The organism is Vibrio pacinii DSM 19139, from assembly GCF_000711795.1.
Classification (GTDB): domain Bacteria; phylum Pseudomonadota; class Gammaproteobacteria; order Enterobacterales; family Vibrionaceae; genus Vibrio; species Vibrio pacinii.
Window position 1 is genome coordinate 25,827 of the sequence record NZ_KL543978.1, and the last position, 13,241, is coordinate 39,067.

The window sequence follows — 13,241 nt, forward strand, 5'->3', positions numbered from 1 at the left end:
TTCGTTGGCTCCTCTCTCTCATTTTCTCCCTTTTTTTAATTTGTGTCGTTATAGGTAATATTATGAATAAAACTAAAATTGTCGCGACGCTTGGCCCAGCAAGCCAAGATGCCGAAACGTTAGCAGAAATGATTCGAGCTGGTGTCAATGTCGTACGGCTCAACTTCTCCCACGGTCATCAGCAAGACCACATTGCGACGGCTCTTAAAGTTCGTACTATCGCCAAACAACTGGGTAAACATGTCGGAATTTTGGTTGACCTTCAAGGCCCTAAAATCCGGATTTCATGCTTTGAAGCTGGTGCCATCCATCTAAATCAGGGCGATATTTTTTACTTAGATGGTCAACTGGCGCCTAACGCTGGTAATCAGCAAGCGGTCGGTCTTGATTACCCTCAATTGATTCAGGATCTGGAGCCAGGAAATATTCTGCTACTTGATGATGGCCGCATACAGTTGGAAACATTGGCCGTTGATAAAAAGATGCAAAAAGTCAAAACCCGCGCACTCAATGGCGGTAAGCTTTCAAATCGTAAAGGAATTAATTTACTCGGTGGCGGTTTATCTGCGCCAGCTCTGACCGACAAAGATAAACAAGACATCACCACCGCCACTCTAATTGACGCTGATTTCTTGGCGGTCTCATTTCCGCGCAATGCAGACGACTTACATTACGCCCGCTCTATCGCGGTTCAAGCCGGATGCAATGCGCAAATAGTGGCAAAAATCGAACGTGCGGAAATTGTCACTGATGAAGATTCGATGGACAAAGTGATCGCCGCTTCAGACATCATCATGGTCGCACGTGGCGATCTGGGTGTCGAGATCGGCGATGCACGTCTACCTGCGGTGCAAAAAGCGTTGATTTCACGAGCGAAGCACCTAGGTAAACCCGTGATCACTGCCACCCAAATGATGGAATCAATGATTGAAAATCCTCTACCAACCCGCGCTGAGGTGATGGATGTCGCCAATGCAATCATTGACGGTACCGACGCAATCATGTTGTCCGCTGAGTCTGCGATGGGAAGCTACCCTGTAGAAGCGGTGAAGGCAATGGTTAGAATTGCCGAAGGCGTTGAAGCTGAAAGCGTATGTTCGGGTGCCTGCTGGGAGCAGATTCAACAATTGTGCAGTGACAGCAGCAAAAGCTTTGCTATCTCATCGATGATTTCTGCGGCACGTTCAGAGCAAGCACTAGGCGTTGCTGTCTACACAGAAAGTGGTGAAACACCTTTGTTGATGTCGCGCTGCCAAAGTAAAGCCGTGATATGGGCATTGAGCAATGATGAAAAGCTACTGACAAGAATGAGTATTCTACGCGGCGTAGAGCCTATGTATCTCGACACAACTCATTCATCGTCAGATGCAGCATTAATCGTCATCCCTCTATTGAGTAATGAGCTGGCTAAACGTGGTATCTCGTCACTGCTTATCTCTCGTTTTGAGTCGGTTGAAAACGTCGGTGATATCAACATCAGTCGACTGGTTCAGATCAAACCAAGCACCTGCATTGCTGCCTAACGATGGCAGTTAACTTGCCCTCCCCCACCCTCGCTCCACAGGGATTATAGGGATTTTGGCCTACCTTCGGGTAGGTCCTTTTTGTTTATGACAGTGATCAACACGCCACGTCTATTTTTACGTTAAAGTCTCATCCATACTAAAAACACCGCTTTACAAAGCACGTTTTAACGCTATTATTTGCACGCAAACGATTACCTCACTTTTTGTGTGCTTATTTTGAGGGTTTTATGCTGTCCGATATCGATATCTGTCGTAAGACAATTCTCCAACCCATTACCCAAGTCGCGCACAATGCAGGACTAAGGGATAGTGAATTTCATAGCCAAGGTAAATACAAAGCAAAAGTTGCATTAGATACCCTTAAACGTCTGCAACATCACCCCACGGGAAAGCTTGTTTTAGTCACCGCTATCACTCCAACTCCGCTTGGCGAGGGTAAGACAGTAACAACCATTGGTCTTTCGCAAGGATTGGCTAAGTTACAACAATCCGTGATGGCATGCATCAGACAACCTTCTATGGGCCCAATTTTCGGCGTCAAAGGCGGTGCCGCAGGTGGTGGTTACTCTCAAGTGGCTCCAATGGAAGAGCTCAACCTCCATTTGACAGGAGACATTCACGCCGTGACTGCCGCGCACAATCTAGCGGCCGCGGCTATCGATGCCCGCATTTATCATGAACAACGTTTGGGGTATCAAGACTTCGAGCAGCGCAGTGGTATGAAAGCATTACGCATTGATAGCAAGCGTGTAGTTTGGAAGCGCGTGATGGACCACAATGATCGCGCGCTGCGGATGGTCACGGTTGGGCAAAATGAACCGGACAAAACCGTTAATGGCTTTGAGCGTCTCGATGGTTTTGATATTTCGGCAGCCTCCGAACTGATGGCAATCTTAGCCCTAGCAAGTGATTTGAAAGACTTACGGTCTCGCATTGGTCGTATTGTGGTCGCTTATAACCTCGAAGGCCATCCTGTTACAACTGAAGATCTTCAGGTAGCAGGCGCGATGGCTGTCAGTATGAAGGAAGCGATTGAACCAACGCTAATGCAAACGCTTGAAGGAGTACCGACGTTAATTCACGCCGGACCATTTGCCAACATCGCCCATGGGAACTCTTCGATCATTGCCGACAATATTGCCACCAGGTTATGCGACTATACCGTCACTGAAGGTGGCTTTGGCTCTGACATGGGGTTTGAAAAAGCCTGTAATATTAAAGCGCAGATGTCAGCCAAGGCACCAGACTGTGCGGTCATCGTTGCGACCCTGCGTGGCCTCAAAGCCAATTCGGGCCACTACCAATTAATACCTGGGCAATCTATTCCTGACACCCTATTTGCCGATGACGAGCAAGCTCTTGAGTCAGGGTTTGAGAACCTCAAATGGCACATTAATAACGTCAATAAGTACGGCGTACCAGCCGTAGTTGCGATCAACCGCTTTCCACAAGACAGCGAACATGAATTGCAGTTACTCAAACAATGGGTCGAATCCCTACCAAACAATGTTGCGGTCGCAATTAGTGAAGGCTTTAGCCAAGGCGGTAATGGCACGTTAGAACTGGCGGATAAAGTCATCCAACAATGCACCAAACCATCGATATTCAAACCTCTTTATCACTTTTCTCAGCCCACGGAGGAAAAGCTGATGGCGGTTGCTGAAAGTGGTTATGGTGCAGCCAGTATTACGTTTAGTGACAAAGCTAAGCAGCAACTCGCCGATCTTAAACATCATGGATTTGATAATCTTGCTGTCTGTTTGGCCAAAACACCGATGTCGATTTCAACCGATGGTTCGGTCAAAGGGGTACCGAAAGGCTTTGATGTCCCCGTTCGAGAGCTTAGGCTTTGTGCTGGTGCAGGGTTTGTCTATGCTCTGTGTGGTAATGTCATGACAATGCCTGGCTTACCCGAAAAACCCGCTTTCATGCATCTCGATATCGATGATAATGGCAATATTATCGGCTTAAGCTAATTTGGCGCATGCTAACAGCAAACTAAGCAACATTAAGTACTTGGTTTGCTGTTGATTTGTATCGCCATCCCATGAAGTTAGTCGTGAGATGGTGTACCATGAAATGACAGTCTCTCAACAATCGGACGTTTTCATGGAAGCAGAGCTACTGGAAATTAAAAACTTCCTATCCCAACACCCTCCTTTTGACGAATTGGAAGATGATGTACTTAATTACATCACTAAAAATGTCGAAATTTCCTATTATCGTGAAGACACTCCCGTCATTCACTTCGGTGACGAGATCCACGATTTGTACGTTGTTCGCAGTGGCGTTATTGAGTTGTATCGCCGTAAAGGCGAGTTATACAATCGACTTGATGAAGGCGCGCTATTTGGACAGATGGGCATTTTAACCCGTAATAAAGTACGTTTTCCTGCCAAAGCCATCAAAGATAGTTTGCTCTACTGCATCCCTGAAGCGGTGTTTCAAGAGCTGTATGAAAATCATGAATCCTTTGCCGATTTTGTAGAGGTTGAAAACAACGCTCGCCTGCGCAACACGGTTTCTAGTAGTAATGAACGAAATGACCTAACCACATCCAAATTGCGAACGTTACTCAGCGGTGAAGCCCCGTTCATCCATAAAACAGAGTCGATTCAAAACGCGGCAATAAAAATGGCCGATGAGAATGTGTCATCACTGCTGATTATTGACCCCAATATCACCGATGATGACGAAAGCGATAATAACCCGCTTGTTGGGATCATAACTGACCGAGATCTTTGTACTCGGGTGTTAGCACAAGGCCTCGATCCGGGTGATGATGTCGCGAGCGTGATGACCACAGAAGTCATTTCACTCGACTACAATGCGTACGTGTATGAAGCGATGCTAACCATGCTGCGCTACAATGTCCATCACCTACCAGTGCTCAAAGACAAAAAGCCAATCGGTATTATCGAAGCCACTGACATTGTGCGCTACGAGTCGCAGAACTCTTTGTTGCTGGTGAGTAGTATTTTCCAACAGCAGTCTATTGAAGAGCTCGCCACCCTTGCAGAGCAAGTGAAAGATAGCTTTGTCCGTTTAGTTAACGAAGATGCTAACTCGCACATGGTTGGCAGTGCAATGTCAGTGATTGGCCGCAGCTTTAAGCAACGTATTATTGAACTCGGTGAAGAAGAACTTGGCGAGCCACCCGTACCGTACTGTTTTGTCGCGTTAGGATCGATGGGACGTGATGAACAGTTGTTGGTTACCGACCAAGATAACGCCATTATTCTTGATAACACCTTTATCAAGGAAGAGCATGATGCGTATTTCGCTGAACTTGCCAAACGTGTCTGTGATGGATTGGACAAATGTGGCTACAGCTACTGTACTGGCGATATTATGGCCACAAATCCAGATTGGCGCATGACCCGTACCGAATGGGAAGAGTGTTTCGCTGATTGGATCGACAACCCAAACCCTAAAGCGCTGCTTAATGCTTCGATCTTCTTCGATCTTGATGGCGTCTATGGCCGGCTGAAGTGGGCTGAACAGCTTAATGGATTCATCGTTCGCCGTGCTCGACGCAATAACCGCTTCTTAGCTTGTCTAGCAAGAAATGCGATGAACCGGACTCCACCACTCGGTTTCTTTAAAGACTTTGTGATGGAAAAAGATGGTCAACACAAAAACTCGATTAATTTGAAGCGCCGCGGTACCGCGCCTTTGGCGGATCTTATTCGCGTTCATGCTTTAGCCGTCGGTTCGCGCTCTAAAAACTCGTTTGAACGCCTAGACGATATTCACGATGCCGGAATTTTGCCCAAAGGCAAAGCGCGCGATCTCAGTGACGCGTTGGAGTTTATCTCTATGGTCCGCATTCGCCACCAAGCGTACGATGTAGAGAATCAGATCGATCCAGACAACAATATTGAACCCGAACACCTGTCTGAGTTTGAGCGTCGAAACCTTAAAGATGCTTTCCAAATTTTGAGCAATGCGCAGAACTTCCTCAAGTTCCGTTACTCTGCCAGCAAAAACTTTAAGTGAGGCACTGATGATCAGAAAAATCATGTCCCCACCGTCGATTGATTGGAAAGCCAAGTTCTCGCGGAAACTTGAAGTCATTAAAGATGATGCGTTGCGCAGTTACTACACAGCGGGGGTTCCAGATCCAAGCACGCCATTAAATGAAGTGACTTTTCTGGCGATGGACTTTGAAACCACAGGCCTAGACTCGCTTACAGATGACATCATTACCATTGGTACTGTGCCATTTACGCTCAATCGAATCTTTATCAATCAAGCAAAACATTGGACAGTAAAACCGCGTAGACAATTGGCAGAAGAGTCTGTCATTATCCACGGCATTACTCATTCGGATGTGCTCGATGCACCCGATCTCTCTGCGGTTTATCAAGATGTATTGGCTCAAATGTCGGGGCGTGTCATGGTGGTCCACTACCAGCGCATCGAACGCGAATTCTTTGCCAATGCGTTATTAACGCGAATTAATGAAGGGATTGAGTTTCCAGTCGTTGATACAATGCAGATTGAATCACATGTGCAAAAGAAACATCATGGCGGCATCATCAATAAAATACGAGGCCGAAAACCTGAATCGGTTCGGCTAGGCGCCAGTCGCACTCGCTATGGTTTACCGCTCTATACCCCGCATCATGCTCTAACCGATGCGGTAGCAACTGCTGAACTACTTCAGGCGCAAATTGCCCATCATTACGATGCTAAAATGCCAATTGGACAGTTGTGGATTTAATGCTTAAATAGTGGAGATAAAAAAGGGGGCGATACATCATCGCCCCCTTTTTCGTATGTTTAGCACAACCGGTTAGCGGCGCTCTGTTCTCATACCCATGATCAAACTGACACACATCAGCAAGAGTACAAAGGTAAATGGTAGCGCAGTAGAGATTGCCCCTGCCTGCAGCGCTTGAACCGCTTCAGAACCACCAACCCATAGCAAGGCAACTGCAATCGCCCCTTCCATGAAGGCCCAGAATATACGCTGAGTGACTGGTGCATCTACTTTACCACCAGCCGTGATACTGTCGATAACCAACGAGCCAGAGTCCGAAGAAGTAATAAAGAACACCAACACCAACACGACGGCAATGATTGACAGAATTGAGCCATAAGGCAGAACATCAAACATCTGGAACATCGCAAGCGAAACATCAGTTAAACCGTTAGTACCAAGCTCACCGACATTGTTCATTACTTGGTCAATCGCCAAACCACCAAAGGTCGACATCCAAATAACCGTCACAGCCGTTGGAACCAGTAGAACAGCAGTAATGAATTCACGTACTGTACGACCTTTTGATACACGAGCGATAAACATGCCCACGAATGGTGACCATGAAATCCACCATGCCCAGTAGAATACTGTCCAGCCTTGGAACCAAGCTTCGTCTTGACGACCATGCGGGTTACTCAGCGGGATTAGGTTTTCTACGTATGCCATAAACGTCGTACCGATGTTACCAAGTACAATCGCGTAGCCAATCAGGGCAACCATAATCAGTAGCAAGAAGGCGATAACCATATTGATGTTACTGATCACTTTCACACCACCGTCAATACCACGCACAACCGAAACGACGGCGAGTAAGGTAACAACAGTGATAACGATAACTTGCAAGCCAAGACCAGAGTCAAGGCCAAACACATGGTGAATACCACTTGCTGCTTGTTGTGCGCCTAAACCCAGTGATGTTGCCAAGCCAAACAGAGTGGCTAATACCGCGAGAATATCGACAATATGACCTGCCCAACCCCAAGCGCGATCGCCTAAAATCGGGTAAAAAATTGAACGAATTGAGAGTGGTAAGCCTTTGTTGTAAGCAAAGAACGCTAGTGAAAGCGCCACAACACCGTAGATAGCCCATGGGTGAAGGCCCCAGTGGAACATGGTCGCGCCAAGCGCTAATCTTGCAGCTTCCGGCGTATTCGCTTCTACGCCCAGCGGCGTTTCATACCAACCAGTGAAGTATGCAACAGGCTCTGCCACACTCCAGAACATCAGACCGATGCCCATGCCTGCTGCAAATAGCATCGATAGCCAAGAAATATACGAGAAGTCGGCGGTTGCGTCAGTCCCCCCCAAACGGATTTTACCATACGGTGACACCACTAACGCCAAGCAGAAGATCACAAAAATGTTGCCAGACCAGATAAATAACCAGTCAAAACTGCCAATGATCTGCCACTTGATGCCATCGAGCGTCGCTTTCGCTGACTCTGCATCCATTATTAACACAGCGATTAAAAACGCTGCAATCAGACCCGCACTCCAGCCAAAGACCGGATTGTGCACATCGAAACCCCATTTCTGTACATTATCTTGACCGACCGTATAGTCGGTACTATCGATACTGTACTTATCTATGCCTTTAGTCATTTTTCCTCACTACCTCTAGTTTCAAATGCACAACAGATTGCCAACGTAGAAATCATTAGAGTTAAAATGATAATTTTAATACTACAATCTGATACACCTCTCATTATTTTACTCACATTATCGTTAAATTCCAGCAATGCGCTATTTTTTAACCATATTTTCTTAAATTAGCATAACGAAAGACCAACATTTAACCAATGCACTAGTACTTTATCTGTTGTAAATTTTAGTACACTAAACATGAGCCCTGTAAAAAAAAGTCTGAAAATCGGACCGACCACTGCTGTTTGTTGAAATAGAGGCTTTTTTTCAATGCTCGATTAAGGTATTTTGCGTTGCTTTCATTATCATTATAAAAGACAGTACTTAAGGATCTGAATTGGAAAAGCATGAAGAAGTCCTTATCTCGATTCGCCAAATTATCCGTGCGATCGATTTACACTCAAAGAAACTCAGCAAAGAATCGGGACTAACAGGCCCTCAGTTGATATTAATGCGCTCAATTCGCGAGTTGGGTGAAGTAACCATTCGTCAACTGTCTGATCATACGAATATGAGCCAAGCAACCGCGACAACGATACTAGACCGCTTAGAACGCAATGGCCTAGTTCAACGTGTTCGCAGTAACAAAGACAAACGTAAAGTTCATGCTCACCTTACTGAGAAAGGTAACGTGTTACTCAGTCAAGCCCCAATGCCACTGCAACAGAGCTTTATTACTAAATTCCAACACTTAGAAGAGTGGGAGCAGTCGCTTCTGCTTTCGTCTGTTCAACGCATATCTTCGATGATGAATGCAGAAGAATACGACGTAGCGCCAGTTTTGGAAATTGGCAGTATCACACAACCAGAATATAAATAAGGACATTTGCTTTCACGCCCCTTTACGCTTACGTTTATTGAATAAAATTGTCAGTAGAGAGAGCTGGATGGGAAAGCATGAACCCTTACCTGAACTAACCGACGAGGCGATTCTCGACTTAAAACAGCAAAAGCGCGTTTTAAAAGTTATCGCCTCCATTACTCTAGCTGTTTTTATACCTCTTGGGCTTAAAAACATCCTCATCGGCGAAGTAATACTCGGCGTCGTGTTACTGACATTCGAAGTATCTTTATTGCTCGAGATCACTGCGATTATCTACAATCGCAAACGTTTACTCGGTATTTACCCGCCACTTATCTTGCTGATTTTCTCCGCCGTTCTCGCTGTCCGAATATTTGGAACGCTTGCCACGTATTGGCTATTTCCTGTAGTGATTGCTCTAGTGTTTCTTGTTCCCCACCGAGACGCGATTGTCGCCAATTTTATTTTGATTTCAGGTTCTGGATTCGCAGCTTTAATGCACCAACATTCGGAAATCTCCATTCGTTATATTGTTGCCCTTATTGTTACCGCGATTATCGTTCATATCGTCGTAAGATCAGTGCGCGAACTACAACTCGAGCTCAAACGTCTTCTCGTCACCGATGCGATGACAGGAGCCTATAACCGCCATCGACTGCAAGAGTCTTTGGTAACGGCTCGCGATATGTATCAATACTCAACCATTGCCATCATTGATGTGGATAATTTCAAATACGTAAATGATACATTTGGTCACGACATCGGCGATAATGCTCTAGTGCAGATCGTTGATCTTATTAACCAACATACCGAACATTCGGAATTGCTTTTCCGCTTAGGTGGTGATGAATTTTTATTACTTTTTTTAGGCAAAGACCAAGTTGACGTTAATCACACCATGCAATCCATCACTCGTGCAGTACGTCTATTACAAAACGAGCAAAACTTACCTCTAACTATCAGCAGTGGCATCGCTCAATCAGTTGGTGATGAGAACACCAAACAGTGGCTGAAACGGGCAGACCAAGCGTTATATCATGCGAAACAGTCAGGCAGGGACCAAGTCTGTGTTGCTAGGTCTGAACACCAAGTAGATGTTGAAGAAGAGTGTTATCCAATCGCTAAAAGTTCGAAGACGCATTAAAGATGGGCAATTCGCTACCACCTTTAACCTGACGTATCGCTAAGTGAGTATGGATGTCTTTAACGTTTTCAAGTCGCTGTAGCTTACGGGTGAATCCTTCATACCCCAATAGATCATGGCTGACCACTTCAAGTAAATAATCATATGCCCCCGAAACCACATGGCAACTGATCACCTCATCCATATCTTGAATCGCGCACTCAAACTCATCAATACTAGTGGCTTGGTGATTACTTAAGCTCACTTCGACAAACACCGTCATACCAACACCAATACGATCTTTATTCAAGTAAGCCCGATAACTGGCAATAATACCGGACTCTTCTAGCCGCTTGATACGCCTTGCACAAGGTGATGCCGACAACCCGACCTTATCGGCAATATCGGCAGTGGCTTGACGTGCGTCTTGCTGCAGCAGTCTTAGGATATGTTTATCTATACGATCCATCTCTTTTCGCCTTTTTCACGCGCCAACAACACTTTAAACGCGACTTTCTACTAACAACTCATAAAATCAGGACTAATATTGCCAGATATCGGCTTCATTTTCGCACCATAATGTTAACAAATTCAATTTAGCTCACGGATCGATATGCTTTCTGGTTACTTGGCAATGTTTACCACATTACTACTTTGGTCAGGTTTTTTTCTTTCGTTACGCAGTGGAGCGCATTCGGAATTAATGACCGGCGACATCGCTTTAACTCGCTTTATCATCCCTTGTTTGATCTTATTACCGATTGTCTACAAGGCACGAGCCAACATTGCCGTGATTCCAAAACGTTACTTGCTAGGTATGTTTGTTGGTAGCGGTCTGCCTTATTTGATGGTAGCGGGGACAGGAATGCAATATGCGCCAGTTTCTGACGGCAGTGCTCTTGTTCCTGGCACCTTGCCTTTGTTCGTTTCCGCCATCGCTGTACTACTGTTTAAGCAGCCGTTAAGTTCTCACCGAATCTTTGGTTTAGTCTTAGTCATCTCAGGCATAGCCACTTTTTTATCGCAGAGTTTTTCTAATATGAACGACGGCTTACTGCAAGGGCATTTACTGTTTTTGCTTGGTAGTGTCATGTGGGCAACATTTACCATTTGTGCGCGAGTCTCTAACCTCGATCCACTCGCCGCTTCTGGGCTGGTATCATTACTTTCTAGCCTATCGTTAGTCTTACTGGTTTTAACTGGCGGTATTGATAGCTATCTAGTCACTCAATCTCTGTCGGCTTGGCCATGGCAAGAGTTATTTGGTCATATGATGTTACAAGGAATAGGCGCCGGGTTAATTGCCGCTTTTACCTACCTTCATGCTATCTCTGTGTTAGGAGCTGAACGAACGGCAGCATTTGGCGCCGCAACACCCGCCATCGCGACCCTGCTTGCTATTCCAGTGTTTGCTGAGTCTCCATCGCACTTAGGTTGGATTGCATTAGGGTTAATCTGTTTTGGAAGTTTAATCTCGAGTAATGTTTTACTTAAGAAGGATACGTCTTTGCACTATCAACCCCCATCATTTAAAAATTAATCGACTTTGATGTTGGTTGGCGATACAGGTATAGTCCTGCCGGTCTTTGTTGATTTGGAACACCTGATTTGAAAACGCCTTGTATCGCAGCCTGCAAAAATAATCATGGTATCTGCAGTGGATGCCATCGCACCATGAATGAAATCGTTAACTGGCGTCATTTTTCTGATGCTGAGCGAGATACGGTCATCACTAATATTCAGCGACAGACGTCAACCCATCAATGCCCATCGTGCCATGCGCCAGCACAATGCGATATTAGTCAAGGTAAGGCCACTTGTTGGTGCTTTGAGGTAGAACAGCGTGACACATCAAGCCTGGTTGAGAATAGCGCCTGCTTGTGTCGACAGTGTTTAACCGCGCTTCCTCTGGCATAAAAACTCACCACATTCTGCATGATTATTTTCATTAGTTTATCTAATGGAAAAGTAAAATTTTTATCTTGTTTAAGATCACGCTTTTTGATTGCGAGTTACTGTAACTCGCTCTAATATCTCGCGCCTAAATAGTTCCCTATTTGATTTAATTCATTAGCCTAGCTTTGCAAAGGCTCTCTTTTTTACGCTTTGAATTTAGGTGTAGTAGAAAATGTCAGCGTCGTCTCAAGTGATTAAACTCGTGTTCCTTATCGCTATTTTGACAGCAGTGGGTCAAATGACTCAAACCATGTATGTACCTTCAATTGGTTATATGGCGAACGAGTTTTTGGTCTCGCCTGCCGCTCTTCAAGCGGTAATGGCGTGTTATTTGATCCCTTATGGCTTCTCACAATTTATCTACGGCCCAATGTCTGATCGCTTGGGTCGTAAGCCGATTATTATTGTTGGCTTGTTGATTTATATTGTTGGTTCTTTGCTAACTCTATTTGCCCACAGCTTTGAATGGTTTCTGGCAGGCAGTTTTGTTCAAGGGTTAGGCATTGGTTGCGGTGGTGCGATGTCACGTACGTTAACTCGCGATTTGTTTGAAGGTGCAGAGCTACATAAAGTAAACAGCTTGATCAGCATGTGTGTGATTTTTTCACCACTGTTAGCCCCCGTATTAGGTGGTTTCTTAACCGAAAGCTTTGGCTGGCGTTCAAGTTATATGTTCTTGGCACTCTTTGCGATTGCAGTGGTGATTACGATGATGACTAGTTTTATCGAGACATTGCCGCGTGAAAAACGCCGCTATGAGAAAGTCAGCCATAGTTATAAATTTGTGTTGTCTGATCGTCGCTTTCAAGGCTACTTAATCTGCCTAGTTGCGACCTTCTCAGGCATTGCTATCTTCGAAGCGGCAGCAGGCGTATTGTTGGGAGGTGTGCTTGAGCTACCTGCAACGACCGTTAGCCTATTATTTGTATTGCCGATCCCGGGCTACCTATTCGGTGCTGCGCTTTCAAGCTATATTGCGGCTAAATACGATGAGAAGCGTGCGATGAGTGTTGGGCTTCTAGCGACAATGGTTGGTGCACTAATTGTCTTGATCCCAGGTTTGATGGGTGAGACTACCGCGCCCACATTGATTGGTGGCGCGACACTCTATTTCTTAGGTGGTGGAATTTTGTTTCCAGCCGCTACGACTGGCGCGCTATCGCCCTTGCCTTATCACGCAGGCACTGGCGGTGCATTGTTGGGTGGTATGCAAAACTTAGGCGCCGGTTTAGCGACACTTGCAGCATCATTAATTCCGGCACCAAACCAGATGCCGCTAGGCGCATTAATGCTGATCATGTCGTTCATCGCCCTACTCGGCTTGCTGCGCGTATACCGCAAAAACGACCCGTCTAACGAGATGCCTTTGGCGATATAGATGGAAGAAAGGAGCTCATCGAGCTCCTTTTTATTTTTGATTAT

The 13,241-nt window shown here is 45.6% G+C and carries 11 protein-coding genes; 9 read left to right on the forward strand and 2 right to left on the reverse strand.

What is annotated here, in order from left to right; genetic code table 11:
* Positions 1 to 62 precede the first annotated feature (62 nt).
* From pyk to BS19_RS18200, 4 genes are all read left to right on the forward strand, one after another.
* Positions 63 to 1,523, forward strand: coding sequence for a pyruvate kinase (gene pyk, locus BS19_RS18185; RefSeq protein WP_038177289.1), 1,461 nt, complete (start codon positions 63 to 65; stop codon positions 1,521 to 1,523).
* A gap of 230 nt (positions 1,524 to 1,753) precedes the next feature.
* Positions 1,754 to 3,502, forward strand: a complete 1,749-nt coding sequence (locus BS19_RS18190; RefSeq protein ID WP_038177290.1) for a formate--tetrahydrofolate ligase — start codon at positions 1,754 to 1,756, stop codon at positions 3,500 to 3,502.
* Positions 3,503 to 3,635: 133 nt separating this feature from the next.
* A complete protein-coding gene (locus BS19_RS18195; RefSeq protein ID WP_038177291.1) occupies positions 3,636 to 5,525 on the forward strand; it encodes a putative nucleotidyltransferase substrate binding domain-containing protein in 1,890 nt (629 codons plus the stop codon).
* A gap of 7 nt (positions 5,526 to 5,532) precedes the next feature.
* Positions 5,533 to 6,252: a 3'-5' exonuclease gene (locus BS19_RS18200; RefSeq protein ID WP_038177293.1), complete on the forward strand. Its 720-nt coding sequence runs from the start codon at positions 5,533 to 5,535 to the stop codon at positions 6,250 to 6,252.
* Between the two features lie 72 nt (positions 6,253 to 6,324).
* Here the strand turns inward: BS19_RS18200 and BS19_RS18205 are convergent, their stop codons facing one another.
* On the reverse strand, positions 6,325 to 7,896 hold the full coding sequence (locus BS19_RS18205) for a BCCT family transporter (protein ID WP_038177294.1): 1,572 nt from the start codon (positions 7,894 to 7,896) through the stop codon (positions 6,325 to 6,327).
* A 379-nt stretch (positions 7,897 to 8,275) separates the two neighbouring features.
* Here BS19_RS18205 and BS19_RS18210 point away from each other — a divergent pair, with 379 nt between their 5' ends.
* Complete coding sequence (locus BS19_RS18210) at positions 8,276 to 8,758, forward strand: MarR family winged helix-turn-helix transcriptional regulator (RefSeq protein WP_038177295.1); 483 nt, start codon at positions 8,276 to 8,278, stop codon at positions 8,756 to 8,758.
* Positions 8,759 to 8,825: 67 nt separating this feature from the next.
* Complete coding sequence (locus BS19_RS18215) at positions 8,826 to 9,884, forward strand: GGDEF domain-containing protein (protein WP_038177296.1); 1,059 nt, start codon at positions 8,826 to 8,828, stop codon at positions 9,882 to 9,884.
* Here the strand turns inward: BS19_RS18215 and BS19_RS18220 are convergent.
* Positions 9,862 to 10,332: an Lrp/AsnC family transcriptional regulator gene (locus BS19_RS18220; RefSeq protein WP_038177298.1), complete on the reverse strand. Its 471-nt coding sequence runs from the start codon at positions 10,330 to 10,332 to the stop codon at positions 9,862 to 9,864. The two genes, BS19_RS18215 and BS19_RS18220, sit on opposite strands and share 23 nt — an antisense overlap.
* A 144-nt stretch (positions 10,333 to 10,476) precedes the next feature.
* Here BS19_RS18220 and BS19_RS18225 point away from each other — a divergent pair, with 144 nt between their 5' ends.
* From BS19_RS18225 to emrD, 3 genes are all read left to right on the forward strand, one after another.
* Complete coding sequence (locus BS19_RS18225; protein ID WP_211253021.1) at positions 10,477 to 11,403, forward strand: DMT family transporter; 927 nt, start codon at positions 10,477 to 10,479, stop codon at positions 11,401 to 11,403.
* A gap of 68 nt (positions 11,404 to 11,471) precedes the next feature.
* Positions 11,472 to 11,780, forward strand: coding sequence for a cysteine-rich CWC family protein (locus tag BS19_RS20075; protein ID WP_084186067.1), 309 nt, complete (start codon positions 11,472 to 11,474; stop codon positions 11,778 to 11,780).
* Positions 11,781 to 11,991: 211 nt separating this feature from the next.
* Positions 11,992 to 13,197, forward strand: coding sequence for a multidrug efflux MFS transporter EmrD (gene emrD, locus BS19_RS18230; RefSeq protein WP_038177299.1), 1,206 nt, complete (start codon positions 11,992 to 11,994; stop codon positions 13,195 to 13,197).
* The last annotated feature ends 44 nt before the right edge of the window (positions 13,198 to 13,241 follow it).

Excerpts from the sequence above, each read along its gene's own strand:
- pyk (WP_038177289.1), top strand. The coding sequence starts at position 63 with ATGAATAAAACTAAAATTGTCGCGACGCTTGGCCCAGCAAGCCAAGAT.
- BS19_RS18190 (WP_038177290.1), top strand. The coding sequence starts at position 1,754 with ATGCTGTCCGATATCGATATCTGTCGTAAGACAATTCTCCAACCCATT.
- BS19_RS18195 (WP_038177291.1), top strand. The coding sequence starts at position 3,636 with ATGGAAGCAGAGCTACTGGAAATTAAAAACTTCCTATCCCAACACCCT.
- BS19_RS18200 (WP_038177293.1), top strand. The coding sequence starts at position 5,533 with ATGATCAGAAAAATCATGTCCCCACCGTCGATTGATTGGAAAGCCAAG.
- BS19_RS18205 (WP_038177294.1), bottom strand. The coding sequence starts at position 7,896 with ATGACTAAAGGCATAGATAAGTACAGTATCGATAGTACCGACTATACG.
- BS19_RS18215 (WP_038177296.1), top strand. The coding sequence starts at position 8,826 with ATGGGAAAGCATGAACCCTTACCTGAACTAACCGACGAGGCGATTCTC.
- BS19_RS18220 (WP_038177298.1), bottom strand. The coding sequence starts at position 10,332 with ATGGATCGTATAGATAAACATATCCTAAGACTGCTGCAGCAAGACGCA.
- BS19_RS18225 (WP_211253021.1), top strand. The coding sequence starts at position 10,477 with ATGCTTTCTGGTTACTTGGCAATGTTTACCACATTACTACTTTGGTCA.
- emrD (WP_038177299.1), top strand. The coding sequence starts at position 11,992 with ATGTCAGCGTCGTCTCAAGTGATTAAACTCGTGTTCCTTATCGCTATT.